Origin of the sequence: Cedecea sp. AS113, assembly GCF_037152415.1 — a bacterium.
GTDB lineage: Bacteria > Pseudomonadota > Gammaproteobacteria > Enterobacterales > Enterobacteriaceae > Cedecea.
The window spans coordinates 248,900-274,595 of record NZ_JBBCMI010000002.1; the positions used below are offsets into that span (position 1 = coordinate 248,900).

The 25,696-nt window shown below is 55.4% G+C and carries 22 protein-coding genes; 8 read left to right on the plus strand and 14 right to left on the minus strand.

What is annotated here, in order from left to right; genetic code table 11:
• The 3 genes from WFN87_RS03350 (at position 1) to WFN87_RS03360 (ending at position 3,842) form a co-directional block, all read left to right on the plus strand.
• Complete coding sequence (locus WFN87_RS03350) at positions 1–2,142, plus strand: TonB-dependent siderophore receptor (RefSeq protein ID WP_336981201.1); 2,142 nt, start codon at positions 1–3, stop codon at positions 2,140–2,142.
• A 1-nt stretch (position 2,143) separates the two neighbouring features.
• Positions 2,144–3,241 carry an ABC transporter substrate-binding protein gene (locus WFN87_RS03355; protein WP_336981203.1) on the plus strand — a complete coding sequence of 366 codons (1,098 nt, stop codon included), beginning with the start codon at positions 2,144–2,146 and terminating at the stop codon, positions 3,239–3,241.
• 103 nt (positions 3,242–3,344) lie between these two features.
• Positions 3,345–3,842 carry an AAA family ATPase gene (locus WFN87_RS03360; protein ID WP_336981206.1) on the plus strand — a complete coding sequence of 166 codons (498 nt, stop codon included), beginning with the start codon at positions 3,345–3,347 and terminating at the stop codon, positions 3,840–3,842.
• Between the two features lie 27 nt (positions 3,843–3,869).
• Here the strand turns inward: WFN87_RS03360 and pptA are convergent, their stop codons facing one another.
• The 4 genes from pptA to betI form a co-directional block, all read right to left on the minus strand.
• On the minus strand, positions 3,870–4,100 hold the full coding sequence (gene pptA, locus WFN87_RS03365) for a tautomerase PptA (RefSeq protein WP_039293536.1): 231 nt from the start codon (positions 4,098–4,100) through the stop codon (positions 3,870–3,872).
• Between the two features lie 102 nt (positions 4,101–4,202).
• Positions 4,203–5,888 (minus strand): choline dehydrogenase, encoded by a 1,686-nt coding sequence (betA, locus tag WFN87_RS03370; protein WP_336981208.1) that lies wholly within the window; start codon positions 5,886–5,888, stop codon positions 4,203–4,205.
• A 19-nt stretch (positions 5,889–5,907) separates the two neighbouring features.
• Positions 5,908–7,380, minus strand: coding sequence for a betaine-aldehyde dehydrogenase (betB, locus tag WFN87_RS03375; protein WP_336981210.1), 1,473 nt, complete (start codon positions 7,378–7,380; stop codon positions 5,908–5,910).
• Between the two features lie 17 nt (positions 7,381–7,397).
• Complete coding sequence (gene betI / locus WFN87_RS03380) at positions 7,398–7,991, minus strand: transcriptional regulator BetI (protein WP_008458862.1); 594 nt, start codon at positions 7,989–7,991, stop codon at positions 7,398–7,400.
• A 291-nt stretch (positions 7,992–8,282) separates the two neighbouring features.
• On the opposite strand from betI, the gene WFN87_RS03385 reads away from it, so the two are divergent.
• A complete protein-coding gene (locus WFN87_RS03385) occupies positions 8,283–10,325 on the plus strand; it encodes a choline transporter (RefSeq protein WP_336981212.1) in 2,043 nt (680 codons plus the stop codon).
• A 3-nt stretch (positions 10,326–10,328) separates the two neighbouring features.
• Here WFN87_RS03385 and WFN87_RS03390 read toward each other — a convergent pair whose 3' ends face one another.
• Entirely contained in the window at positions 10,329–11,282 is a 954-nt protein-coding gene (locus tag WFN87_RS03390) for a GlxA family transcriptional regulator (protein ID WP_336981214.1), read from the minus strand.
• Positions 11,283–11,395: 113 nt separating this feature from the next.
• Here WFN87_RS03390 and WFN87_RS03395 point away from each other — a divergent pair, with 113 nt between their 5' ends.
• Positions 11,396–12,037: an HD domain-containing protein gene (locus WFN87_RS03395; protein WP_166992397.1), complete on the plus strand. Its 642-nt coding sequence runs from the start codon at positions 11,396–11,398 to the stop codon at positions 12,035–12,037.
• A gap of 415 nt (positions 12,038–12,452) precedes the next feature.
• Here WFN87_RS03395 and WFN87_RS03400 read toward each other — a convergent pair whose 3' ends face one another.
• The gene (locus WFN87_RS03400; RefSeq protein ID WP_336981216.1) at positions 12,453–13,265 is read right to left on the minus strand and encodes an arylamine N-acetyltransferase family protein; all 813 of its coding nucleotides are present in this window, start codon (positions 13,263–13,265) and stop codon (positions 12,453–12,455) included.
• A 75-nt stretch (positions 13,266–13,340) separates the two neighbouring features.
• Positions 13,341–13,958: a glutathione S-transferase family protein gene (locus WFN87_RS03405; RefSeq protein WP_008458853.1), complete on the minus strand. Its 618-nt coding sequence runs from the start codon at positions 13,956–13,958 to the stop codon at positions 13,341–13,343.
• Between the two features lie 71 nt (positions 13,959–14,029).
• Here WFN87_RS03405 and WFN87_RS03410 point away from each other — a divergent pair, with 71 nt between their 5' ends.
• Complete coding sequence (locus tag WFN87_RS03410) at positions 14,030–15,109, plus strand: LacI family DNA-binding transcriptional regulator (RefSeq protein WP_336981218.1); 1,080 nt, start codon at positions 14,030–14,032, stop codon at positions 15,107–15,109.
• Between the two features lie 110 nt (positions 15,110–15,219).
• Entirely contained in the window at positions 15,220–18,291 is a 3,072-nt protein-coding gene (locus WFN87_RS03415; protein WP_336981220.1) for a beta-galactosidase, read from the plus strand.
• Between the two features lie 93 nt (positions 18,292–18,384).
• Here the strand turns inward: WFN87_RS03415 and kduD are convergent, their stop codons facing one another.
• The 4 genes from kduD to WFN87_RS03435 all read right to left on the minus strand — a co-directional run bounded on the left by kduD (position 18,385) and on the right by WFN87_RS03435 (position 22,026).
• Positions 18,385–19,146 (minus strand): 2-dehydro-3-deoxy-D-gluconate 5-dehydrogenase KduD, encoded by a 762-nt coding sequence (gene kduD, locus WFN87_RS03420; protein WP_336981221.1) that lies wholly within the window; start codon positions 19,144–19,146, stop codon positions 18,385–18,387.
• A 27-nt stretch (positions 19,147–19,173) separates the two neighbouring features.
• Positions 19,174–20,010 (minus strand): 5-dehydro-4-deoxy-D-glucuronate isomerase, encoded by an 837-nt coding sequence (kduI, locus tag WFN87_RS03425; RefSeq protein ID WP_336981222.1) that lies wholly within the window; start codon positions 20,008–20,010, stop codon positions 19,174–19,176.
• 113 nt (positions 20,011–20,123) lie between these two features.
• Positions 20,124–21,116, minus strand: coding sequence for a 2-keto-3-deoxygluconate transporter (gene kdgT / locus WFN87_RS03430; protein ID WP_336981224.1), 993 nt, complete (start codon positions 21,114–21,116; stop codon positions 20,124–20,126).
• Positions 21,117–21,228: 112 nt separating this feature from the next.
• Positions 21,229–22,026: an IclR family transcriptional regulator gene (locus tag WFN87_RS03435; RefSeq protein WP_336981226.1), complete on the minus strand. Its 798-nt coding sequence runs from the start codon at positions 22,024–22,026 to the stop codon at positions 21,229–21,231.
• Positions 22,027–22,333: 307 nt separating this feature from the next.
• Here WFN87_RS03435 and WFN87_RS03440 point away from each other — a divergent pair, with 307 nt between their 5' ends.
• Entirely contained in the window at positions 22,334–22,804 is a 471-nt protein-coding gene (locus WFN87_RS03440) for a YhcH/YjgK/YiaL family protein (protein ID WP_336981228.1), read from the plus strand.
• 45 nt (positions 22,805–22,849) lie between these two features.
• Here WFN87_RS03440 and WFN87_RS03445 read toward each other — a convergent pair whose 3' ends face one another.
• The 3 genes from WFN87_RS03445 to WFN87_RS03455 form a co-directional block, all read right to left on the minus strand.
• Positions 22,850–23,200 (minus strand): MmcQ/YjbR family DNA-binding protein, encoded by a 351-nt coding sequence (locus tag WFN87_RS03445; RefSeq protein WP_336981230.1) that lies wholly within the window; start codon positions 23,198–23,200, stop codon positions 22,850–22,852.
• Positions 23,201–23,284: 84 nt separating this feature from the next.
• Positions 23,285–24,187: a DMT family transporter gene (locus WFN87_RS03450; protein WP_336981233.1), complete on the minus strand. Its 903-nt coding sequence runs from the start codon at positions 24,185–24,187 to the stop codon at positions 23,285–23,287.
• 135 nt (positions 24,188–24,322) lie between these two features.
• Entirely contained in the window at positions 24,323–25,693 is a 1,371-nt protein-coding gene (locus WFN87_RS03455) for an efflux transporter outer membrane subunit (protein ID WP_336981235.1), read from the minus strand.
• Positions 25,694–25,696: the final 3 nt, after the last annotated feature.

A 25,696-nucleotide genomic window follows, 5' to 3' on the forward strand; every position in this document is an offset into this window, starting at 1 on the left:
ATGAATCGCATTCCTTTTGGTTCTACTTTCGTTCGCCAGGCACTTGTTAATTCAAAATTATTAATCATTTCAACCTTCATTGTTGGGGCTCCGGCTTTCGCCGCCGACAAACCGAAGGAAGACACCTTAACCGTGGTCGCTACCGCTAACCCGGACGGCTCACCAACCAGCTATACCCAGGATGACTCCTCCATCGCCTCCCGCAGCAAAACGCCGCGCAGCGAAATCCCGCAGTCCGTTAGCGTGGTCACGCCGCAGGTGATTGACGACTACGCGGTGACCTCGGTCAATGACGCGATGAAGTTCGTCAGCGGCGTCACGCAGAGTAATACTCTCGGCGGCATCGAGGACGGTTTTGTCAAACGCGGGTTCGGCTCGAACAGCGATGGCTCCGTGTTTATTGACGGGGTGCGCAGCAACCAGGGCCTGGCGATGGATTCCAGCATCGACCATGTTGAGGTGCTGAAAGGCTCGGCCTCCCTGCTCTATGGCATCCTGAACCCTGGCGGCGTGATTAACCTCGTCAGCAAGAAACCGCAGTACAGCTGGAACACCCACGTCAGCGGCACCAGCAGCAGCAACGGCGGCGGGTCCGGCATGGTTGACGTCACCGGCCCGCTCGGCAACGGCTTCGCCTTCCGCCTGGTCGCCGAACGCCAGCATGAGGATTACTGGCGGAATTTCGGCACCGACGAACACACGCTGATTGCCCCGTCGCTCAGCTGGTACGGTGACAAAGCCTCTTTCAATATCAGCTACGTAGAATATAAGTTTGATATTCCGTACGACCGCGGCACGGCGTTTATCAACGGCAAACCGCTCAACATTCCTTACGACCGCCGCATTGACGATTACGCCAACCATGCCTGGGGCAAAAACAAACGCCTGACGACCAACTACTCGTACAAGCTGGATGACACCTGGGAAACGAACCTGAACTACGCCTGGATGCAGCGCCGCTACGACAGTAACGAAGTGCGTGCTACGGCGGTCGATTCTAACAGCGGCCTGGTTTCCCGTCGCGCGGATGCTAACCGTGGCTTTAACCACCAGACGGATTACGCGTCCTGGGACATCAGCGGCAGCCCTGAACTGCTGGGCATGACTCACGACATCACGCTGGGCGCGGATTACGAGCAAAACGAAACCTACAAGAAGTATTCGTACCGTGGGAAGGTGACGAAAACCTTCAATATGTATAACCCGGTGTACGGCGTCTCGCCGGTCACCAACGGCAGCACCTATAGCGATTCCAACAGCAACCTGCGCACTAATCTCTACAGCCGCTCCGTGTTTGCGAAAGACAGCATTCATCTGACCGACCAGTGGATTGCCGTATTGGGTGGCCGCCTGCAGCGCTATACCCAGACCTCCAGCGCCGGTTGGGTAAACCCGCAAACCACGCTGGAGGACCGGGGCAATGCCTTCCTGCCGCAGCTGGGCCTGGTGTACAAAATCGTGCCTGACGTGTCGCTGTACGGCAGCTACAGCAAGTCGTTCACCCCTTCCACGCAAACGGACGACAACGGCAACGTAGCGTCCACCGAAAAAGGGACGACATGGGAAGTGGGCGCGAAATGGCAGATGGCACCTCGCCTGACCAGCAGCCTGGCGCTCTACCGCATTGATGAAAAAGACATGTCGGTCTTTATCAACGGCGTGACCCGCAACATCCCGAAAGCGCGTTCTACAGGCGCGGAACTGGAGCTTAACGGCGAAATTGCACAGGACTGGAACCTGACGGCGAACTACAGCTATGACAAAACTGAGATCGTGGAAGATAACGTCAATCCGGTGAACGTCGGCAACCGCCTGGTAAATGCCCCGACGACCATGGGCGGACTTTACCTCAGCCACACCCTGCGTTTCTCCTGGCTGCCGGGTGAATTACGCCTGGGCGGCGGCGGGCGTTACGTCGGCAGCCGCGCGGGTGACCCGGAAAACAGCTTCACCATGCCGGCTTACACCGTGGCTGATGCGTTTGTGGCCTGGGACAGCAAGCTGCTGGGTAAAAATACCGAGCTGAAGCTGAACGTCAAAAACCTGTTCAACCGCGAGTACTATGAATCCAGTGCCGGTAACCTGCGCGTTATCGAAGGTGAACCGCGCACCGCTTATCTCTCCGCCAGCGTGGACTTCTGAGATGAAAAAGTCGCTGTTGCTCGCGGCCCTGCTGGCGCTTAGCGCCGGCAGTCAGGCCAAAACGATAACCGATATTCTGCAGCGTAAAGTTGAGGTGCCGGATAACCCGCAGCGCCTGGTCGTCGGCGAAAGCCGGATGATTTACACCCTCGCTTTGGTGGAGGACGGTAACCCGGCGAAGCGCGTCGTCGGCTGGCCTGCGGATCTGCAGCGTCTGGATCCGCAGACCTGGAACCGCTACACCGAAGCGTTCCCGGCTATCAAAGATATCCCGACTATCGGCAACAATAACTTCTCGCAGATAAGCGTGGAGAAGGTCATTGCCCTGCATCCAGACCTGGTGATTCTGCCGATCTACGCCAAAAAAGAGAGCAATCACGACAGCTTTCTTACCCAGCTGACGCAGGCGCATATTCCGGTGATTTACGTTGATTTCCGCGTCGATCAGCTGAATAACACCGTTCCCAGCCTGCGTATTCTGGGCGAAGCGCTAAACGACCAGCCGAAAACGGAAAAGTTTATCGCCTTCTATCAGCAGCACATGGCGAAGATTGCCCAACGCCTGGCTGAGGCTAAACCCGTGAAGCCGACGGTAATGTTGCAGCTGCATTTAGGGGATAAAAGCGACTGTTGCACCACCGTCGGGCGCGGCAACCTGGCGGATCTGCTGGCCTTTGCCGGTGGGGATAACATTGCCGTGAGCCGCTTCCCCGGCGTGTATGGCAAGATTTCCCCGGAAGCGCTGCTGACGGTGAACCCGGATATTTACATCGCCACCGGCAGCGCCGGGCCGGATCAAACAGACCGGTTGAAATTGGGGTCGGAAGTCACAGCCGTTCAGGCGCAGCAAAGCTTTACGCAGGTGCTTAGCCAGCAGAAAGTGATTTCTAACCTGAACGCTATCCAGAACGACAAAGCCTGGGCGGTCTGGCATAACTTCTACCTCTCGCCGTGGCATTTACTGGACGTTGAGTTCTTTGCCAAAACGTTCCATCCGCAGCTGTTTACGGATATGGACCCGCAGCAAACGCTGGACGAGATGAACCAGCAGTTCCTGGTGGTGAAAGAAACAGGCACTTACTGGACGAAACTGAAGTAATCTGTGTGCGGGTCAGCCGCTCTGGCCCGCCAATTTTACTAGTTGTATCTTTCATCCCTCAGGTAGACAGTAGTGAAAATCTGTTTCTTTCCATGAGGTGTCAATGACAGACTCGTCCCCCGCTCAGCCCACGCTTCATCTTCTATGCGGCAAAATTGCTGCCGGTAAATCCACCCTGAGCGCAAAGCTGATGGAAACGCCCGATACTATTCTGGTCAGCGAAGACAGCTGGCTCGCGGCGCTTTACGGCGAGCAAATGCAAAGCGTGGCGGATTATGTCGCCTGCTCAGGCAAACTGAAAAAAGCGCTAACGCCGCATCTTGTTTCCCTGCTGAGGAACGGGCTTTCGGTGGTGCTCGATTTCCCGGCGAATACGCTGGCGAACCGCCAGTGGATGAAGTCGATTGCGGATGAAGCCGGGGCAGATAATCGCCTGCACTATCTGGACGTGCCCGATGACGTTTGCCGGGAGAGATTACGCGCCCGCAACAGCAGCGGAACTCATGATTTTGCCGCTACGGACGCGCAGTTTGATTTGATTACCCGCTACTTCGTTGCGCCCGATGAGCGCGAAGGGTTGACGATAATCCGCTACCCATAAGGTGACATTGTCACCTTTTAAAATTGACTAAAGGCTGTAACCCGGTTTTTTCAGCAGCGAATCCATCTCCGGCGCAATCTGCGTATCCCACACTTCGGCTTTCCAGTTCGCCTGATCGATCATTTTCAGCGCCACGGACAGCGACTCGTCCTTCGAGCCGAAGTGCTTTTTCAGCACATCACACATTTCGCTGGCCACGGCCTGTTTTTGCTCTTCGGTCAGCTCACGAGGGAAACATTTGATTTCGATATGCGGCACGGTGATTCTCCTTTTTGTTGTTGAACAGTAGTTTTACTGCTTCACAGGGGGATCGGGCAAGTAGCGGGTAAAAGAAAGGCCAGTTTCACTGGCCTTGAAGGGTTACTGGATTTTTCGCGCCGGCGCTTTTCTGACCGGCGACTGTTCCGCTTTGTAATAGCTGGCAGTGCTGCGCGGCAGCGGCGCTTTGCCGCGAATCGCATCGGCAATTTTTTCACCGATCATAATGGTGGTGGCGTTCAGGTTGCCGGTAATGATCTGCGGCATAATTGAAGCATCCACCACGCGTAGCCCCTGCAGGCCGTGAACCCGGCCCTGCTCGTCCACCACGGCCATGTCGCCGTGCCCCATTTTACAGCTGCCGCACGGGTGAAAAGCGGTTTCCGCATGGTTACGCACAAACTCATCCAGCTGTTCGTCCGTCTGGCAGTCAACGCCGGGGCTGATTTCGCGGCCACGGTATTTATCCAGGGCGGGCTGCTGCATGATCTCACGAGTAATACGAATCGCGTCGCGGAACTCCTGCCAGTCCTGTTCGTGAGACATATAGTTGAACAGAATACTCGGGTGCTCGTGAGGGTCGCGCGATTTCAGCTTCACGCGGCCCCGGCTTGGAGAACGCATAGAGCCGACGTGGCACTGGAAACCGTGCTCTTTCACCGCGTTTGAGCCGTTGTAGTTAATCGCCACCGGCAGGAAGTGATACTGAATATTAGGCCAGCTAAATTCTTCGCGGCTGCGGATAAAGCCCCCCGCTTCAAACTGGTTGCTCGCGCCTACGCCGGTGCCGTTGAACAGCCACTCTGCACCGATTTTTGGCTGGTTGTACCATTGCAGCGCCGGGTAAAGCGACACCGGTTCTTTGCATTCGTATTGCAGGTACATTTCCAGATGATCCTGCAGGTTTTCGCCCACGCCCGGCAGGTCATGAACAACAGGGATCTCAAGGCTTGCCAGGAATTCTGCATCGCCCACCCCAGAGCGCTGCAGAATTTGTGGCGAAGCAATCGCGCCGGCGCTCAGCAAAACTTCTTTGCGCGCTTTGGCCACGGAATGCACCGGGCTATCGTTCACCAGGTATTCCACGCCTACCGCACGCAAATTATCAAAGATAATGCGGTCAGTGGTTGCATGGGTCACGATGGTCAGGTTTTCCCGGCGCTTTGCTTCATCTAGATAACCACGGGCGGTACTTGCGCGGCGGCCTTTCGGCGTCACGGTACGGTCCATCGGGCCAAAGCCTTCCTGCTGATAGCCGTTCAGATCGTCCGTTCGCGGATAGCCCGCCTCAACGCCCGCTTCGATCATCGCGTGAAACAGCGGGTTGTTGCCCTGCTTCGGCGTCGTAACGGACACCGGGCCTTCGCCGCCGTGATAATCGTTGGGGCCGATATCGCGGGTTTCCGCTTTGCGGTAGTACGGCAGGCAGTCCAGATAGCTCCAGTTCTCCAGGCCCGGCATCGATGCCCAGTTGTCGAGATCCATCGCGTTTCCACGGATGTAACACATGCCGTTGATCAAGGATGAGCCGCCGAGCCCTTTGCCTCGCCCGCACTCCATACGGCGGTTGTTCATATACGGCTCGGGGTCGGTTTCATAGGCCCAGTTGTAGCGCTTGCCCTGCAGCGGGAACGCCAGTGCCGCGGGCATTTGGGTGCGGAAATCAAAGCGGTAGTCCGGGCCGCCTGCCTCAAGCAGCAGGACGGTGGTATCGGGATCTTCCGTTAAACGTGCAGCTAGAACATTACCTGCGGAACCCGCTCCAATAATGATGTAATCAAATTCCATTCATCCTCCTCAGGTGGGGTTAAAAGATTGAGTGATAGGTGCCCATCTCCAGTTGGATTGACTTAACTTGCGTATAGCTTTGCAGCGTCATCAGGCCATTTTCGCGACCAATGCCGGAATGCTTGTAGCCGCCCACCGGCATTTCCGCCGCCGACTCTCCCCAGGTATTAATCCAGCAAATCCCGGCCTCAAGCTGGTGAATTACGCGGTGCGCACGAGTGAGGTCGTTCGTGACTACGCCCGCCGCCAGGCCATAATCCGTGTCGTTAGCGCGGCGAATCACTTCCTCTTCTGATTCGTAGCTAAGGATCGACATTACCGGCCCGAAGATTTCTTCGCGGACGATAGTCATCTCATCCCGGCAGTCGGTGAACACCGTGGGCGCAACCCAGGCACCGTTATCAAACCCTTCTCCGCGCAGCTTGTCGCCACCGCACAGCAGCGTCGCGCCTTCTTCACGGCCGGATTCGATGTAGCGCAGGACGTTTTCGCGGTGCGGGAAGCTGACCAGCGGCCCAAAGTTGGTGTGCGGGTCCATTACGTCACCGGCACGAATGCGGCCCACGCGCGCCACAATTTTCTGCTCAAACTCGGCTTTCAGCGCCGCAGGGATGAAAACGCGAGTACCGTTGGTACAGACCTGGCCGGAGCTGTAGAAGTTGGCCATCATCGCGATGTCCGCCGCCAGGTTGAGATCGGCGTCATCAAAGATAACCAGCGGAGATTTACCGCCCAGCTCCATCGTGACCTGTTTCAGCGTGGTACCGGCGGCATTCGCCATCACCTTTTTGCCGCTGGCTACGCCGCCGGTGAAGGAAACTTTGGCAATGCCAGGGTGTTCCGTCAGCAGTTTGCCCGTTTCTGCGCCAATGCCTGGTAGCACGCTAAAGACGCCGTCCGGCAGCCCGGCTTCGGTATAAATTTCTGCCAGCTTAAGTGCGGTAAGCGGCGTCACTTCGCTCGGTTTGAAGATCATCGCGTTGCCAGCCACCAGCGCAGGGGCAGACTTCCAAAGCGCAATCTGAATCGGGTAATTCCATGCGCCGATCCCGGCCACAACGCCCAACGGCTCCCGGCGGGTGTAGACGAATGAGGTATCCCGCAGCGGGATCTGCTGGCCTTCCAGGGTGGTTGTCAGCCCGGCATAATATTCCAGCACGTCTGCACCAGTGACGATATCGACGGCGGAGGTTTCGCTGAAGGCTTTGCCAGTGTCTAGCGTTTCCAGCTCGGCCAGCTCATCGTTACGCTCGCGCAGAATGTCGACCGCGCGGCGCAAAATGCGTGCACGCTCAACGGGTGTTTTTGCTGCCCATATTTTCTGCCCTTTCTTCGCCGCAGCCACGGCGCGGTCAACGTCTTCCCGGCCAGCGGCCTGAACGACCGCCAGCACTTCGCCGTTAGCCGGGTTGATGGTTTCGAAAGTTTTACCGCTGAGCGCATTCACGTAAGCGCCGTCGATATAGAGCTTTTGTTCACCCAATCGGGACATGATTTCTCCTCGCTAAATTAGCTTTTCACCGCAATAAGATGCTGGTTGATGAATTGCGTGGTCAGTACGCTCGCCGCTTTGCGGTCAAACGGTTTGCCGCTTAGGGCCGCCCGCAGCCAAAGGCCGTCTATCAGCGCCGCGAGGCCATAGCCCGCCAGCCGGGCTTCCTCCTGCGGCAGCTCGCGCCTGAATTCGGCGGTGAGCGTGGATAACAGGCGGCGGCTGCTCACCTGCTGTAACCGGTAGAGCATCGGCTGGTGCATGCTGCTGGCCCAAAATGCCAGCCAGGCTTTCATCGCCGCGCTGTGCGTTTGTGTCTCGTCAAAATTTCCGTCCACGATGGCGCACAGCCGCCGTTCGGCAGAAGCGCCAGGTAAAGCTTTCAGTCGCCCCACCACCGCATCGCGGAGCTGGGCGGTGACGTCCCGCATGGTGGCCTCCAGCAGGCCGTTTTTATCCTGGAAGTAGTGGCTGATGATGCCGGTCGAGACCCCGGCCCGGCGGGCAATTTGCGCCACCGTGGCATCATGCATGCCGACCTCATTTATGGCGTTTAATGTGGCGTCGATGAGCTGTCTTCGCCTTATCGGCTGCATACCTTTTTTTGGCATCGCCCTGCTCCATTCATCAATAATTGTTATCTATTTAAGCGTTTATTGATTGAACGTTCAATATAAAATGTGTATTAATTGTTACGCAATGACGTGAAAACAGAGAAACACTCGCGTTCCAGACAATAAAAACGAGGATTTTATTTGAATAAATTCAATTAATTAAATTTAATCATCAATGTAAGACCATAAATTGATTATGGAATTGTTAAAAAGCAATCTCACCTGCATTCACAAGAAAAACTTAACTGCTCATCTGAGTAGTCACCGTTACTTAACCTGAGGTAATCGATGACGAGTCCCGTTACTGCTCCTGCTACCAGTGAAAAAGACAAAATCAACCCGGTGGTGTTCTACACGTCCGCCGGGCTGATTTTGTGCTTTTCCCTGATGACCATTTTTTATAGCGATTTCTCCGCGAATCTGATTAGCCACACGCTAAGCTGGGTCTCCTCCCGCTTCGGCTGGTACTACCTGCTTGCCGCCACGCTCTACATCGTGTTTGTGGTGTTTATCGCCTGCTCGCGCTTCGGTTCTATAAAGCTCGGGCCGGAACAGTCCAAGCCCGAATTCAGCGTGCTGAGCTGGGCGGCGATGCTGTTTGCCGCCGGGATAGGCATCGACCTGATGTTCTTCTCCGTTGCCGAGCCGGTGACGCAATATATGCAGCCGCCGGAAGGTGCCGGACAAACCATTGAGGCGGCGCGCCAGGCGATGGTCTGGACGCTGTTCCACTACGGCCTGACCGGCTGGTCGATGTATGCGCTGATGGGCATCGCGCTGGGCTATTTCAGCTACCGCTATAATCTGCCGCTGACGATTCGCTCGGCGCTGTACCCGATCTTCGGCAAGAAAATTAACGGCCCGATTGGGCACACGGTGGATATCGCGGCGGTGATCGGCACGATTTTCGGTATTGCCACCACGCTGGGGATCGGCGTTGTGCAGCTGAACTACGGGCTGAGCGTGCTGTTTGACATCCCGGACAGCCTGGGGGCTAAAGCGGCATTGATCGTTCTGTCGGTGATTATCGCCACTATTTCGGTCACCTCCGGCGTGGATAAAGGTATTCGCGTGCTTTCCGAACTGAACGTGGCGCTGGCGCTGGGCCTGATCCTGTTCGTGCTGTTTATGGGCAATACCGAATTTCTGCTCAACGCGCTGGTGCTGAACGTGGGCGATTACATCAATCGCTTTATGGGCATGACGCTAAACAGCTTTGCGTTCGACCGCCCGGTGGAATGGATGAACAACTGGACCCTGTTCTTCTGGGCCTGGTGGGTGGCGTGGTCGCCGTTTGTCGGCCTGTTCCTGGCGCGTATTTCACGTGGCCGTACCATTCGTGAGTTCGTGTTAGGCACGCTGATTATTCCGTTTACCTTTACGCTGCTGTGGCTTTCGGTGTTCGGCAACAGCGCGCTGTACGAAATCATTCACGGCGACGGCACCTTTGCCCAGGAAGCGATGGCGCACCCGGAGCGCGGCTTCTACAGCCTGCTGGCGCAGTATCCCGGCTTCACCTTTAGCGCTTCGGTGGCGACGATCACCGGCCTGTTGTTCTACGTCACTTCGGCGGATTCCGGCGCGCTGGTGCTGGGGAACTTCACCTCTAAGCTGAAGGACATTAACAGCGATGCGCCCAACTGGCTGCGTATCTTCTGGTCCATTGCGATTGGCCTGCTGACAATGGGGATGCTGATGACCAACGGCATTTCCGCGCTGCAGAACACGACGGTGATTATGGGCCTGCCCTTCAGCTTCGTGATCTTCTTCGTGATGGCTGGGCTGTATAAATCGCTAAAAATTGAAGATTACCGCCGCGTTAGCGCCAGTCGCGACACCGCGCCGTATATGATGACCGCGCAGGATCGTCTTGGCTGGAAAAAACGCCTCTCCCGGCTGATGAACTACCCCGGCACGCGTTATACGCAGAAGATGATGGATACCGTTTGCTACCCGGCGATGGAAGAGGTTTCTCAGGAACTGGAACTGCGCGGCGCGAAGGTCGAACTTTCCGTTGAGCCACCTCTACCGGATGAGAAGCTGGGGCACCTTGAACTGCGGGTGCATATGGGCGACGAACAAAACTTTGTCTACCAGATTTGGCCGCAGAAGTATTCGGTGCCGGGCTTTACCTACCGCGCCCGCAGCGGGAAGTCGACCTATTACAGGCTGGAAACTTTCCTGCTGGAAGGCAGCCAGGGCAATGACCTGATGGACTACAGCAAAGAACAGGTGATCATCGACATTCTCGATCAGTACGAACGCCACCTGAACTTTATCCACCTGCACCGCGAGGCGCCGGGGAACAGCATTACGTTCCCGAACGTGTAGCGGTTAGCACATCTTCTTATACGCGGCGGGCGTAATGCCCATTCGACGCACGAAGGCCCGCCGCAGCGTATCCACTCCAGAAAACCCGCTGGCGGCGGGTATCGCTTTTACCGGCAGCTCGCCGGACTCCAGCAACTGCCTCGCCTTTGCCACTTTTTCGGCCTCCAGCCACTCGCCCGGCGTGATCTGTATTTCCTGATGAAACAGGCGCGTTGAATGCCGCACGCTGAGGTGAATATGTGCCGCCATCTGCTGGACCGTGGTCACCTCCGCTATGTTGGCGAGGGTCCAGCGCTGGAGATCCTGCAGCGCGCTGCGGCCGCTGAGCGAGGTCTTTTGCTCGCGGATGAAGTGGTTCTGGTTTACTGGCCGCTTGAAGAACATCACCAGATTAGCCGCTACGTCCTGCGCGACTTCCCGGCCCAGATCCTCTTCCACCAGCCTTAACGCGAGATCCAGCCCGGATGTCACGCCTGCCGCCGTGCGTAACGCCCCATCCATGATGTACAGCGCGTCGGCGCTGACTTCCGTTTCGGGGTAACGGGCGGCTAAAAGCGATGCAGCTGACCAGTGGGTAGTGACTTTCCTGCCTTTTAATAAGCCCGTTTGTGCCAATAAAAGTGCGCCGGTACAGACGGAGCCAAAGCGGCGGCTCTGGGTACAAAGCGCGATCATTTTTTTGCCCTGTTCGGCGCTAAGCGTTCTGCCTGCCGCATCCGGCGCACCGGCGACCAGAAATGTGGTTTCCCGCCCGCCCGCCGCGCTTTCCAGCACATCGTCAGCCAGCAGTTTAACCCCGGATGAAGCGACAATTGTCGGGGCTTCCAGCGCAACAATTCGTGAGTGATAAACCTCGCGGCACAGCACGCGGTTTGCTTCGGCAAACACGTCCAGCGGCCCGGAAACATCCAACAGTTGAACGCCCGGCACCGCCAGGATCAGGATTTGATGCGCCATTGTCTTCTCCACGTCGCGAACTGCGGCATAAGTCTTAAATCGTCGTTATGCGACTATTCAAGACATTTCAACGGAGGCCTATGCTACTCCAACACCAACATGAGGAGAAAGAGATGAGCTTAAAAATTAACGGCATCGCCATGCCTGACACCAAAATGGCGCGGGAAGCTACCCAACTGGTCCGCGACACCGAATCAGATTTACTTTTCCACCACTCCAGCCGGGTTTACTACTGGGCGGCGCTGGCCGGGCAGCGACGTGAACTTAAGGTTGATCATGAGCTGCTGTACATCGGCTGTATGTTCCACGATATGGGGCTGACCCACGAACACTGCAGCTGCGACAGGCGCTTCGAAGTGGACGGCGCGTTTGCCGCACAGGATTTTATGCGTCAGTACGGCGTTAGCCAGGCGGATATCGACAAAGTGTGGACGGCGATTGCCCTGCACACGACACCGGGTATTCCTGAGTTTATGGCGCCGGAAATTGCGCTGGTCACGGCTGGCGTGGAAATGGATGTGCTTGGGATTGATTACGACAAATTCAGCGCGGAACATCGCGAGCAGGTGGTGAAACTACATCCTCGCCCTGCGGCATTCAAGGAAGAAATTATTCAGGCATTTTACGACGGGATTAAAAACAAACCAGCCACCACGTTTGGTAACGTGAAGGCCGATGTCATTCGGGATAAAGAGCCTGCGTTCGAGCCGCTGAACTTCTGCAGTATTATTCGCGCTTCCCGCTGGGCGGGTTAAGCAACGTCAGGCGGGTGGCTTAGGGGTCACCTGCCCTGCACGGCGGCAAGCGAATCAAGCCCGGTGCCAGGCTGCGGATCGTGAGCAAAAGCGCCAATAACCATAAGAGAAAGGATAATTGCCAGAAAGATGTTTTTCATAACCTGTATTAACCGCTGAGCCGCCTGATGAGAACCGCCGATATGCTAAAAGAAAAAGGCTCAAATTGATAAAGGAAATTTTCAAAGTAACGTCAATTTTTGAATATTCCTCATATTATTCGGCCTTTTACCCTTGCATTGGTTTTGAAACAAGATATATCCGCTATCTACGCGCGTACCGTTGCTATTTTATTTCGAGTTTTGGGGTGTAACTTTACGATCCAGGCGGATCGCCGCAGCGCGCTGGCACGAACTGCGGCGTCAAAGTGGACAGGTCAGGCTGGTTTTATCACGCCAATCCGTACCAGCATCGCCGAAAACTCTTCGAGAATGATGCCATGGCGCGGATGGTCGAAACGCAAATTGAAGTTTTTCTGGAGCAGATCATAAACGTCTTGTGCACGGGTAAAGACCGGTGCGTTTTCCCCGGCGCTGTAGAGCGTATTTTTTTCTCCATTGGCCTTGTACAAACTCAGCGTCAGGCAGTGACGGAAGTGCGACTGCGGCCACGTTGCCACGTAGTGGTTCCCGGCTTCGTAATCAGAGTCGTACTGCGGTTCGAGGCTAAAACGATACAGGTTAATCACCTTGTCGGCGTCATGGAATTTCAGCAGCCAGTCGTGGTCAACACGTTCGAAACTGTACACGCCATGCGTCGTCTGCTGCATTTCACCGGCCACCAGACGAACCGGTTCAGGCAGCGTTTTACCGCCGAAGCCGACGTCAGCGATCCAGTCCTGGCCGTCGACGGTCACTTTCGTGAGGCGATGCGTCCTCGCGGGCATCTGCGGCGGGTTGGCCAGCAGCACGCGGGCCGCTAAGTTCTCCACCTCAAAGCCAAGCTCGGCGAGAACATTGCGGAACAGGCCATTTTGCTCAAAACACCAGCCGCCGCGCCCGGCCACGACCAGCTTATCAAAGACGCTTTCGTCGTCGATATGGAGCGTTCTGCCGAGCAAAACGTCCAGATTCTCAAACGGAATAGTGCAGGCGTGCGCCAGATGCAGCGCACGTAACGTTTCTACGGTGGCGCTGCGCGGCCCGTGATAGTTAATACGGTCGAAATAAAGCCCCAAATCTACTGCCATTTTGCTGATTCCCTGCTGCGAATGAATGGCCTCACTATAAATGCGGAGGCCGGCAGGCAGATGATCGTTCGTGCTTTAAAGCATGCCGTTTCTGCCCAACACTTTATTGAGCTGCGGCAGCGCACGAACCTGATTCGCCACGGCGGCGAGCTTAGGCGTGTGTTGGTCAAACCAGGCCTGCCGGGGCCGCCAGCGGGTCATCGCCGGCAGATACAAATCCAGCAGCGTCAGCCGTTCGCCAAAAATATAGGGGCCAGCACCGAGCTGCGTTTCAAACCACAGCCACAGCGACTCGCGGTAGCGGTAAAGGTTTTCGGTGAGGACCGTGGCCTCTTCTTCTACCCAGCGTTCACCGTAATCGCCGTAGGTGAAGGTGGGATAAACGTTGGCCACAATCCAGATAAGCAGGCGGTAAAACTGCTGCCGCTCAGGCGTGCCAATGGGCGGGGCATACTGCGGGTGACGATCGAGGATCCAGAGCGCGATGGCCGCGCTTTCGGTCAGCACCTCTCCGTTTTCCAGCACAAGGGTTGGCACCTGCGCCAGCGGATTAATCTCCAGCAGCCGATCCCGCATTGGCCCCGCTGTATCAAACCCATCAACGTCGATGAATTTGTAAGGTTCCTCAACCAGCGTTAGCATCAATTCAGTAATGGCCGACCCAAAACTCGACACGCCATACAGTTTGTACATAAGTTTCTCCCGGCTTTCGCGTTATGTGTAGAATAGCCGCCCTACCAGCGTCTGAGAGAAGGAAGCCTGCAATGAAAGCAAAATCTGTGACACTGTACGATGTTGCCGAGCTGGCAGGCGTGTCGTATCAAACCGTTTCGCGAGTGATCAATCAGGCTTCGCACGTTTCGGCGAAAACGCGGCAAAAAGTTGAAGCCGCGATGAAAGCGCTGAACTATGTGCCTAATCGCGTGGCGCAGCGGCTGGCGGGGAAACTCAGCCAGACGCTTGGCCTGGCGACCACCACCCTTTCCCTGCATGCCCCTTCGCAGATTGCGGCGGCGATAAAATCCAAAGCCGGTGAGCTGCAGTTCAACGTAATGATTTCGATGGTTGAACAGCCCGGTGTGGACGCGGCCTGCGCCGCCGTGAATAGCCTGCTTGCCCAGCGCGTTGACGGGCTGATTGTGAACATTCCGCTGGAAGCGGCGGAGGTGGCAGCCGTGCAGGCGGCCTGCGGCGATGTTCCCGTGTTGTTCCTTGATGTTTCGCCGGAGGTTTCGGCTAATCATATTGTTACCGACGCCGCTTCAGGCGCCGATCTTGCTGTGGAACATCTGGTCACACTGGGGCATCGCCATATTGCCTTGCTTGCTGGCCCTGAAAACTCGGTCTCAGCCCGGCTGCGGCTTGAAGGCTGGCAGCGAACGCTAGCGGAGCATCAGCTTGCGCCTGCGGCCTTTCTGCGTGGGGACTGGAGTTCTCTGTCAGGCTACCAGAAGGTTAGCCAGCTTTTACGCGACGATCAGAAGCCGACGGCAATTCTTGTGGCTAACGATCAAATGGCGTTGGGCACCTTGCGTGCCATTCACGAAGCCGGGTTCGTGGTGCCGCAGGACATTTCCGTTATTGGTTTTGATGACACCGAAGATAGCGCCTGTTTTCTTCCCCCGCTGACGACCATCCGGCAAGACTTCCGGCTGCTAGGCGAAGCCAGCGTGAACGGCATGGTGGCGCTTATTCATCGGGGCGGAGAATTAACGGCGCTGCAGCCAGTCAGCCTCGTAGAACGCAAAACGACAGCCGCACCGGGTAGCCTGATGCAGCCCACGGCGGCACAGCTGGCCGACGAGCTTTCCCGCCTCGCGCAGCAGATTTCGCGCCTGAAATAAAACCGGGGTTCTTTGTGAGGCCCATCACCGAATACGGCGTGATGGCTTTACTCCTGAACAACTCACGCTAAATTGTGAGCGAATAACAATCACCTCACAGGTGCATCACTATGACCAATATTTCACCTTCGCTCCATGCTACGCTTGCCCGCCGCGACTGGGAATCCCCCGGCGTGACCCAGCTTAACTCGCTGGCGGCTCATCCCCCGTTTTCCAGCTGGCGTTCGCTGGAAGATGCCAGGGATGATAAGTGCTCACCGTCGCGGCGATCCCTTAACGGTGAATGGGCGTTTAGCTATTTCCCTCGCCCCGAAGCGGTGCCGGAGAGCTGGCTCAGCGAAGACCTTCCTGAAGCCGACGCTATTCTCGTCCCGTCGAACTGGCAAATGCTGGGCTACGATGCGCCTGTTTATACCAACATCACCTACCCGATTCCGGTCAACCCGCCTTTTGTACCGCAAGACAATCCCACCGGTTGTTACTCGCTCACATTTGAAGTCGATGAAACCTGGCTGACGAGCGGGCAAACGAGGATTATTTTTGATGGCGTAAACTCCGCCTTTCATCTGTGGTGCAACGGCATCTGGATCGGCTACGCCCAGGACAGCCGTCTGCCCTCCGAATTTGATCTCAGCGCCGGGCTAAAACCCGGCTGCAACCGTATTGCGGTGATGGTGCTTCGCTGGAGCGACGGCACGTATCTGGAAGATCAGGATATGTGGCGCATGAGCGGTATTTTCCGCGATGTTTCGCTGCTGCATAAGCCGGAAACTCGCCTTGCCGACGTGCAGTTGCAGACCGATATTAACGAAGATTTTTCACGCGGTGAGCTGCGAGCGTTAGTCAAACTTGAAGGTCAGAACATCAGCGCCTGCGAAGTGCTGGTACAGCTCTGGCGCGGCGAGACATTGCTGGCGGCGAAACTGCAGTCTATCGGCAGTGAGATTATTGACGAACGCGGGGCTTATCACGACCGCACTACCCTGCATCTGCCGGTTGAACAGCCGCTGTTGTGGAGTGCGGAAGTGCCGAATCTCTATCGCGCCGTGGTTGTCCTGCAGCAAGGCAATGCGCTTATCGAAGCTGAAAGCTATGACGTTGGCTTCCGTAAAGTGGAGATTACCGGCGGGCTGCTGAAGCTCAACGGCAAACCGCTGCTTTTGCGCGGCACTAACCGGCACGAGCATCACCCGGTCAACGGCCAGGTGATGGAGGAAGAAACAATGCGGCGCGATATCCTGCTGATGAAGCAGAATAACTTCAACGCCGTGCGCTGCTCGCATTATCCCAATCACCCGCTGTGGTACAGGCTGTGCGACTTTTACGGCCTTTATGTTGTGGATGAAGCCAATATTGAAACCCACGGCATGGTGCCGATGAACCGCCTGAGCGACGATCCGACGTGGCTGCCAGCAATGGTCGAGCGCGTGACGCGCATGGTGCAGCGCGATCGCAATCATCCGTCCATTATCATTTGGTCGCTCGGCAACGAATCCGGGCACGGCAGCAATCACGATGCCCTCTACCGCTGGATAAAATCCAACGATCCCACGCGGCCTGTGCAGTATGAAGGCGGCGGCGCGGACACGGCGGCCACCGACATTATCTGCCCGATGTATGCCCGGGTGGATCAGGATCAGCCCTTCCCGCAGGTGCCAAAGTGGTCGATAAAGAAATGGCTGGGGCTGCCTGAAGAAAGCCGCCCGCTGATTCTGTGCGAATACGCCCACGCGATGGGCAACAGCCTGGGCGGGTTCAGTAAATACTGGGAGGCATTTCGCCAGCATCCACGGCTGCAGGGAGGTTTTGTCTGGGACTGGGTCGATCAGTCGCTGGTGAAACATGATGAAAGCGGCCAGCCCTGGGCCGCCTACGGCGGTGATTATGGCGACACGCCAAACGATCGGCAGTTCTGCATGAACGGCCTGGTCTTCGCCGACCGCACGCCGCATCCGGCGCTGCATGAAGCGAAACATGCGCAGCAGTTCTTCCAGTTCCGCCTGTTGGCGGACAACGGACTGGAAGTTACCAGCGAGTACCTGTTCCGCCATAGTGATAACGAACGGCTGGTCTGGACGCTGAAACTCGAGGGTGAAGTGCTCGCCAGCGGTGAACTGGCGCTGGACCTGGCCCCAGAACAAACCCGCGTGCTTCAGCTTCCGCTGCCGGAGATTACGCGCCCCGGTGCTGTCTGGCTCAATGTCGACGTACGGCAGGTACAAGCCACCTCATGGAGTGAGGCCGGGCATTGTTGCGCTCGGGTGCAGTGGCAGTTGCCGTCCACGTTAGTCCGGCCCACAACTCTCCCCGGCGGTTCAGCGCCGTTGCTGCAAATGGACGACAGGCACGCCGATGTGTTCCACGGCGATCAGCACTGGCGCTTTGAGCGTAGAAGCGGCCTGCTTTGCCAGTGGTTTAGCCATCAGCAGCCTACGCTTCTCCGGCCGCTACAGGATAATTTCACACGGGCACCGCTGGATAATGACATCGGCATCAGCGAGGCCGCACATATCGATCCTAATGCCTGGGTGGAGCGCTGGAAGGCCGCAGGCATGTACGATCTGACGCCGGAACTGCTGAGTTTCGACGTTGACAGGCTGGGCAACGCGGTGCTGGTTCGCACCGTCCACAGCTGGCAGGGTAACGGTAAAACGCTGTTTATCAGCCACAAAAACTATCTCATCGACAGCGAGGGCGTGCTGCATATTACGGTGGATGTGGACATTGCCTTCGGCACGCCAGCCCCGGCGCGCATTGGCCTTTGCTGTCAGCTTGCGGATATTGAATCTGAGGTGAACTGGTTTGGCCGCGGCCCGCACGAGAACTATCCCGACCGCAAAAGCTCAGCGCTGATGGACCGTTGGACGCTGCCGCTGGCGGACATGTACACGCCCTACGTTTTCCCGAGTGAAAATGGTCTGCGCTGCGATACCTCGTCGCTTGAATACGGCAGTCACCGCTGGCGTGGGGCGTTTCACTTCAATCTCAGCCGCTACGGCCAGAAACAGCTGCAGGAAGCCACGCACCGGCATTTATTGAAAGAAGAAGAAGGCAGTTGGCTGAATATAGACGGCTATCATATGGGCGTGGGCGGGGACGATTCCTGGAGCCCGAGCGTCTCGCCGGAGTTTCTGCTCTCCGGGTCGCATTATCACTACGCGGTTAGCTGGCAGAAAAAGTAGTCGAAAAGGCCGCCTGTTGTGCAGGCGGTCTTTACACGTTCACATAACCACGAAGAGGGAAAAACCACGCTTTTTCCCTCTTCGTCAGCAACGTTAACGTGCCAGCCAGCCGCCGTCGACGGCAACGGTGTAGCCGTTCACGTAGTCTGACGCCGGTGACGCCAGGAAAACAACCGGCCCCATCAGATCCGATGGGAGCCCCCAGCGCCCGGCCGGGATGCGATCCAGAATCTCACTACTGCGATCCGCATCCGCTCTTAACTGCGCGGTGTTGTTGGTGGACATATAGCCCGGCGCAATCGCATTGACGTTGATATTGTGTTTCGCCCATTCGTTCGCCATCAGGCGGGTGACGCCCATGACGCCGCTTTTGGACGCGGTATAAGAAGGCACGCGGATCCCGCCCTGGAAAGAGAGCATCGACGCAATATTGATGATTTTCCCCCCGCTTTTCTGCTTAATAAACTGCTTCGCCACCGTCTGAGAAAGGAAGAAAACCGTTTTGAGGTTCACGTTCATCACGTCGTCCCAGTCCTGCTCCGAAAACGCAAGGGCATCCTGGCGGCGAATAATCCCGGCATTGTTCACCAGAATATCTATCCGCCCAAAAACGGCGGCGGCGTCATCGGCCACGTTTTGCAGATTCTCATAGCGGCTCAGGTCGGCAGAGATATTCACAAAACGCCGCCCCAGCGCTTCAATTTGCTGGCGGGTTTCCGCCGGTTCTGCAATGTTAACGCCAATAATGTCGCAGCCCGCCTGCGCCAGGCCAACCGCCATGCCCTGCCCCAGCCCGGTATTACAGCCGGTCACCAGCGCCACTTTTCCTGTTAATGCAAACTGTTCTAAAACCATTGTGTTCTCCTTGTGAGCGCTAGCGATTCAGCGGATATCTTTCATGGCAATGTGGTCCATGTCGTCGAAGGTTAAATTTTCGCCGATCATGCCCCAAATAAAGGTGTAGCGTTTGGTTCCGACGCCCGAGTGAATGGACCAGCTCGGCGAGATCACCGCCTGCTCGTTGTGCAGGACGACGTGTCGAGTTTCCTGGGGTTTGCCCATCGTGTGGAAGATGATGGTGTCTTCGTCCATGTCGAAGTAGAAGTAGACTTCCATGCGGCGTTCATGGGTGTGGGTGGGCATTGAATTCCAGTTACTGCCTTCTTCAAGCCGGGTCATGCCCATGCTGAGCTGGCAGGTGTCGAGTATCTCCGGCACCAGATACTTGCGAATGGTGCGCTTATTGCAGCTTTCCAGGCTGCCTAACGGCGCGGCCACCGTATCTGCGGCGGTAATGGTTCTTGTTGGATACGCGTGGTGGGCTGGCGCGCTGTTGTAGTAGAGTTTGGCGGGTGTTGCGCTGTCGACGCTTGCGAACGCCACATGCCTGGCGCCTTTCCCGATATACATCGCTTCTTCTTTTTCTACGCGGTATTCGGTGCCATCGACGGTAATCACGGCGGCCCCGCCTATATTAATCAGCCCCAGCTCACGGCGTTCGAGGAAATAGTTCACGCCGAACTGCTTACCGACTTCTTCACCAATTGAAACGCTTTTATTTACCGGCATAATGCCGCCAATCACGATGCGATCAATATGGCTGTAGACCATCGTGTATTTATCGGCTTCGAAAATCTTTTCAACTAAAAACTCTTTTCTAATCCCGGCGGTGTCCAGCGTTTTAGCGTGATCGCTGTGAATACTTTGTCTGATATCCATACATGACTCCTTAGTCTATATTTAATTTAACGCGAGTAAGTCCCTGGCGGGTATATGCCATAAAGGGAATAAGTTATTTAATCTGAATCTCAGGTATATATTTAGCTAAACAATTAAGGTGCGGGTTGTCTGGTGACAACAACCTCCTGGTTGGTCTTGCCTTTTTTAGCCTGCTTTGCCCAAAGCGCGGTCAGAATCGGGACCAGGAGAGAAGTGACAATCACGCTGGTGGCCACCAGGGCGGTAGCTGCCGGTGCCGCTGGCGCAAATTCTGGCACCATCTGAGCAATTAATACCGGCGTAGCCACGGCGGCACCCGCCGTACTTGAGGCCGCTATGCCTGCCGTGCCATCGCCGCCGCCGATGAATTTATCCGCAAGAATCAGTGGGATCCCGGTGACCACAATAACCACGAGACCCAGCAGGATCCCGGCAAAGCCGGTTTCGAAAATGACCTGCAGCTTAATGGTATTGCCGAGCGCAAAGGCGAAGAACGGAATCAGCGTTTGTACCGCGCCACCGAACATTTTACGCAGATCGGGATCAAGGTTACCCAGCACAAATCCTACCAGGAAAGGCAGCACGGCCCCGACAAACAGCTGCGGCTCGAAGGAGGCAATCCCGGCGGTGCCCAGTATCACCATTGTCATCAGCGGCCCGGACTCCAGCGACATCAGGACAAAGGCTCCGGCCTCTTCTTTGGAGCCGTACTGATTCATCAGCGCGGCATATAGCCCGCCGTTGGTCATGTCCATCGCCGCCACCAGCGCCAGGGTGGAGATACCTGCAAAGAGGCCGGCTTCAACGCCGCTCAGCGGCAGAAACGACCCGACGGCCATGGCGACAACCCAGGCGGTAGCAATCTTGGTCACCACCAGTACGCCGGATTTTTTCAGCATCGTCCCCGTGGCTTTGAGCTCAATCGACGCCCCCATACAAAAGAACCAAACGGCAAGGATCGGCACCGTGCCGGTAATCAACCCGTTGGTAAATGAGCCAAGGTATTTGCCGGTGCCCGGAGCAAAGGTGTTACACAGGGCACCTAAAAATAGCGGCACCAGCATTAATCCCCCGGGGATTTTATCTATTGCCTTCTTAATTTGCATATCTGTTTCCTCGATGAAAGAGTTAATCAATGGATTTTTTATTGCAAAACCCCAGACGTAAACCTCCGAGAATAATCCTCGGATAATTTATGACCTGGTTAATACAGGTTTACTATTTAATTATGGGGCTGGACTTCAGGCCAAAGTTTAATGCATTTGATATTCTCTCAGTGGTTGCCAGCAAATGGCTTAAATACTCTTCTTTTTTACCATTGGTGAATTGTGAAACCATGCCCGTTAACCCGATGGCGCAAAGTACATTGCCTTTGACGTCAAATACCGGGGCGGAAATACAGCGAATTTCATTGATATTCTCGCCATCGTCGTAGGCCCAGCCCTGCTGTTTCACCAGGGCGAGATGCGCTATAAAGTGCGCCTTGTCGGTGATGGTAGACTCTGTTTTCTTCACGAAAGTGGCCTTCGCCAGAATCTCTTCAACCTGCTCGATGGGCCGCCAGGCCAACAGGATTTTCCCCAATGAGGTACTGTGCAGCCGAATGCGCTTCCCTTCCCAGGAGGTTAAAATAATCGCCTGTGGCGACTGAATTTTGCTGAGGAAAAAGGCTTCATCACCTTCCATAATGCCCTGGTGGCAGGTCAGCCCGGTGAGTTCGACCAGCTCATGCAGGTAAGGAATGGCCTCGAGACGAATATCCAGCCCGCTTGCCGCCAGGCCCCCCAGCTCAAACAGATGCAGCCCGAGAGCGTAACGCCCGTCGACGCGCAGACGGAGCAGGTGCGTGGCGGACAGCACCTCCAGCAAATGGTGGGTGCTGCTTTTCGGGATAGCCAGTTGGGTACTGATTTCGCTAAAACTGGCGCTGCCTTTTTCCGCAATAAAATCAAGAATAGCCACCAGTCTGACGGCTGCCGGCGCTTTACTCTCTTTTAAATTCTCGGGAATATGCATATTTATTTCCATTCAGCGATTCGTTTTATATATAGAACGCTTTTTGTTTTATATATCGAACCTATTTCATAACGTGTTTTACGCTGCTTTTGTTTCATATATAGAACCTAGAGATTCATATGTGAAACGATATACAAAAATTAGCCTAAAAAACGTTATGTGATGCAACTTATTATTCTTGTCTGTTATTTATAACTTAAATGCGTGAAGCGGATCACAGTTCGTTATTTTACTGATATCTTTGTCTCCCGAGGGTGGCTATTTAATAAAAAAGATGTTCCCTCCCGCATTGAATAAAGGATGTTATATGATTGTTGGAAATATTAATGAATTAGGTTTGAATCCGTGGCTGCCGACGAAAATAACCGAGGCATTGGATTATGTTTTGCAGAACATCAACGCTGAGTCTCATGCAGGGAAATACGATGTTGCGGGAGAGAACGTGTGGGTGATGGTCATGGAAGGGAATACCCGGTTAGCCGCTGAAGCCCTCCCGGAATATCATGAGAAATACCTTGACGTGCAAATTGTTTTGGCCGGACAGGAAGGTATGGCGTTTAGCCTCAAACCGCCGCATACGGAAGTCATGGAAGATAAACTGGCGGGGAATGATATTGCTTTTATTAGAACGCCGGATGATGAAACTATGATTACTATGAATGCCGGGGACTTTATTATTTTCTATCCCGGCGAAGTACACAAGCCACTCTGCATGCTTAATGGCAATGCCGCAGCAGTCAAAAAAGCGGTCATTAAAATAGCGAAAAATTATTTGTAATATGCCCCGGACATTCTGTCCCATGCAATGTCCGGGGGAATGAAATTAACGCGTCAGGCTAAAGCTTTCGTCAATAAGGGCCAGGATTAATTCATCTGGTACCTTGTCAATTAATACCGTGACCCAATGCTCTTTGTTCATGTGATATGCCGGTAAAATTCCCGGCTGCATTCTCAGCGAGCCCACGGCGCCAGGCATCACTTTGACGTTGAGAATATCGACGACTTCATCGCTTTCCAGCCCCAGCTTTGCGGCGGAAATACTCAGCACCACGCCAAACCATTTCCGCTTGAAGCGATGGCGCAGCACGGCGTAGTCCTTAAACTTTTCCCACGGGTAGTCGGGCTCAACCTGATACCGGTCAAATACCACAGTGAACAGCGCTTCTCGTTGCATTGTTTTTCCTTCACGGCGTAGCCCGGAAACCTTATCCGGGCTCGCGGCTAGTATAACCACAATTATTCGCAACCGGTGCCAGGGTTAACTTTTTGCGGTGAGCGTTTTCTTGTCCGGGCTTATCACCAGCCAGACGGAGAAACAAACAATGACAGCCCCGATGATAAACGCTTCGCTAATGGTTTCATGCAAAATGAGGTAGCCCCACAACACGCCGAACGGGGGAATGAGAAAAGTCACCGTGAGGCTGCGTAACGGCCCGATATCGGCAATTAAGCGGAAGTAAAAAATATAGGCCACGGCGGTACAGAGGATCCCCAGACCCAGCAAGCTGAGCCAGACATCGCCCTGCAGCCAGTTTATTGCCGGACCGGTCGCCACGCTCCAGGTAAAGAACGGTAACAGGAAAAGCGTGGCCCCGATTTGGCTGCCGAAGGCGACGATTTTAGGGTCAAGCCCGCCTTTATTGGAGATCCAGCGGCGGGTTAAAAAGCCTGCCACACCGTAGCAACTCGTGGCCACCAGGCAGGCGATAATTCCGGCGATCTTCTCCCCGCTGGAATGCGCATCCCCGACCGATGTAATCACCATTATCCCTGCCAGGCCCAGCACTACGCCCAGCCATTTTCGCGCCGTTAATTTCTCACTAAAGAAGGAGAAGCCAATAATGGCGCCCATAAGCGGCGTGGTGGCGTTTAAAATGGCGGAGTATCCGGCAGGTAACCATTTTGCGGCGAGACAATACATAAAAAAGGGCAGCCCGGAGTTAATTGCGCCCAGAATAAGCGCCGAACGGAATTTCCCCTCAAAGCGGAAGGATGATCTCAGGGTGAAAAGAATCACCGCCAGCCCTGTACAGCCAAAAAACACCCTTAAAAAGGCCGTATTTACCGCCCCGAACTCTGGTGCCGCTATTTTCATAAAAAGGAAGCTGGCTCCCCACACCGCGGCAAGAAATAACAGCCGGATATAATCTGACACACGCATGCCTTCACCCTTCCCCATAAAATAAACGGTTGTTTATTATTTTGCTGGCTGAAACCCATTCAGCCAGCAAAACTTTAAACGAGCATCCGCGAAAGAAAAACCGTTTTCTGTTTGGGGAGAATTAGTTAGCAAGATTTAGGGGAAAGCAGACGACCCGCCAAACTCGAGATAAATTTTTGCCAGATTCTGGAGCTGGTTGAAGCGGTTTTCATCCAGCAATAGCTCTGCCTGGCGGCGTTTCTCTTGGGCATCTAGCCAGAATGAGATACGCGCGGCGCCCTGGCGGTAACGTACCTCATTCAAGCGCTCAGACTTACGCGCAAGATCCAGCCCCTCCCGGAGTCTTATCTCCTGAGCCAGAAGCTGATCGCGCAGGGAGAGTTCGTCTTCAAGGCTGCTCATCGCCTTATAAAGCGACTGTTTAAACGCCAGCACCCGCTGTTCGTAATCGTTACGGGCAATTTTCACCTCCACGCCCCGCTGCCGCCATTCCAGGAACGGCAGCGTCAGACTTGCGCCAACGGAAGCGATGGGATTATGCAGCACGTTTAGCAGCGAGCTACTGCCGGAACCAAGCGATCCCGTCAGGGTGAATGCGGGATAGTATTCGGTGCGCCGTATATCAACATTGGCCAGGGCTTCACGCACCCGCCACTCTTGCGCGCTGATATCGGGCCGATGCATCAGTACGCTGGCAGGAATGTTCGCGTTAACCTGCGGCAGAGGGCCGTCGGGCAGTTTTGTAGGCTCAACCACTGAGCTGCCCGGAGCGGTACCCAGCAAAACGGCCTGCTGATTCAGAACCTGCAGGCGCTCTCGCTGCAATCCAGTGAGCCGATTTTCCTGCGCGAGTAAACTTTGCTGCGCGTCCACAACATCCAGCGCGGAAGCACCTCCTGCACGATAACGAGCCCCGGCGAGGCGAAGCGTTTCTTTTGCATAGCCGATGCTCTGCAGGAGGACATTGATTTGTTGGTTCACAAAGCCAATGCGCCAGTAATTATTGCTGGCCTCTGAAAGCAGCGTCAGGCGTGCGGCGCGTAAATCTTCTTCGCTGGCATGAGTTGCCCACTCCGCCGCATCGCGCTGGCGGGCTATTTTGCCCCAGAGATCAAGCTCATAGCTGGTACTGAGACTCGCGGCGCTGCTTTTTGTCCAGCCTGACGAGTTATTGAGCTGATTTTTCCCGTCTACGCCCAGTGAACCTCTGAGCCCGGGATCGTTGGTGATACCGACTCTTTCCGCGTCGAGTCTCGCCCGATACACCCGCAGTACGGCAATCGCGACATCGTTATTGCTGGCCATAACCTGGCGCAGCCAGTTATCCAGGTGGGGATCGTTAAACGCCTGCCAGTCAAACGGGGCCAGGTCGCGGGTAGCATCGCTCTTGTCCCAGCTGGCGGGATAGCGTACTTCCGGAGCGTGATAGTCGCTTTTAAGCGTATTTGCGCAGCCTGCGCTCAGCGCGGCAGCCAGGCACAAAGCCAAAGGTGATAAAAATTTCATAGG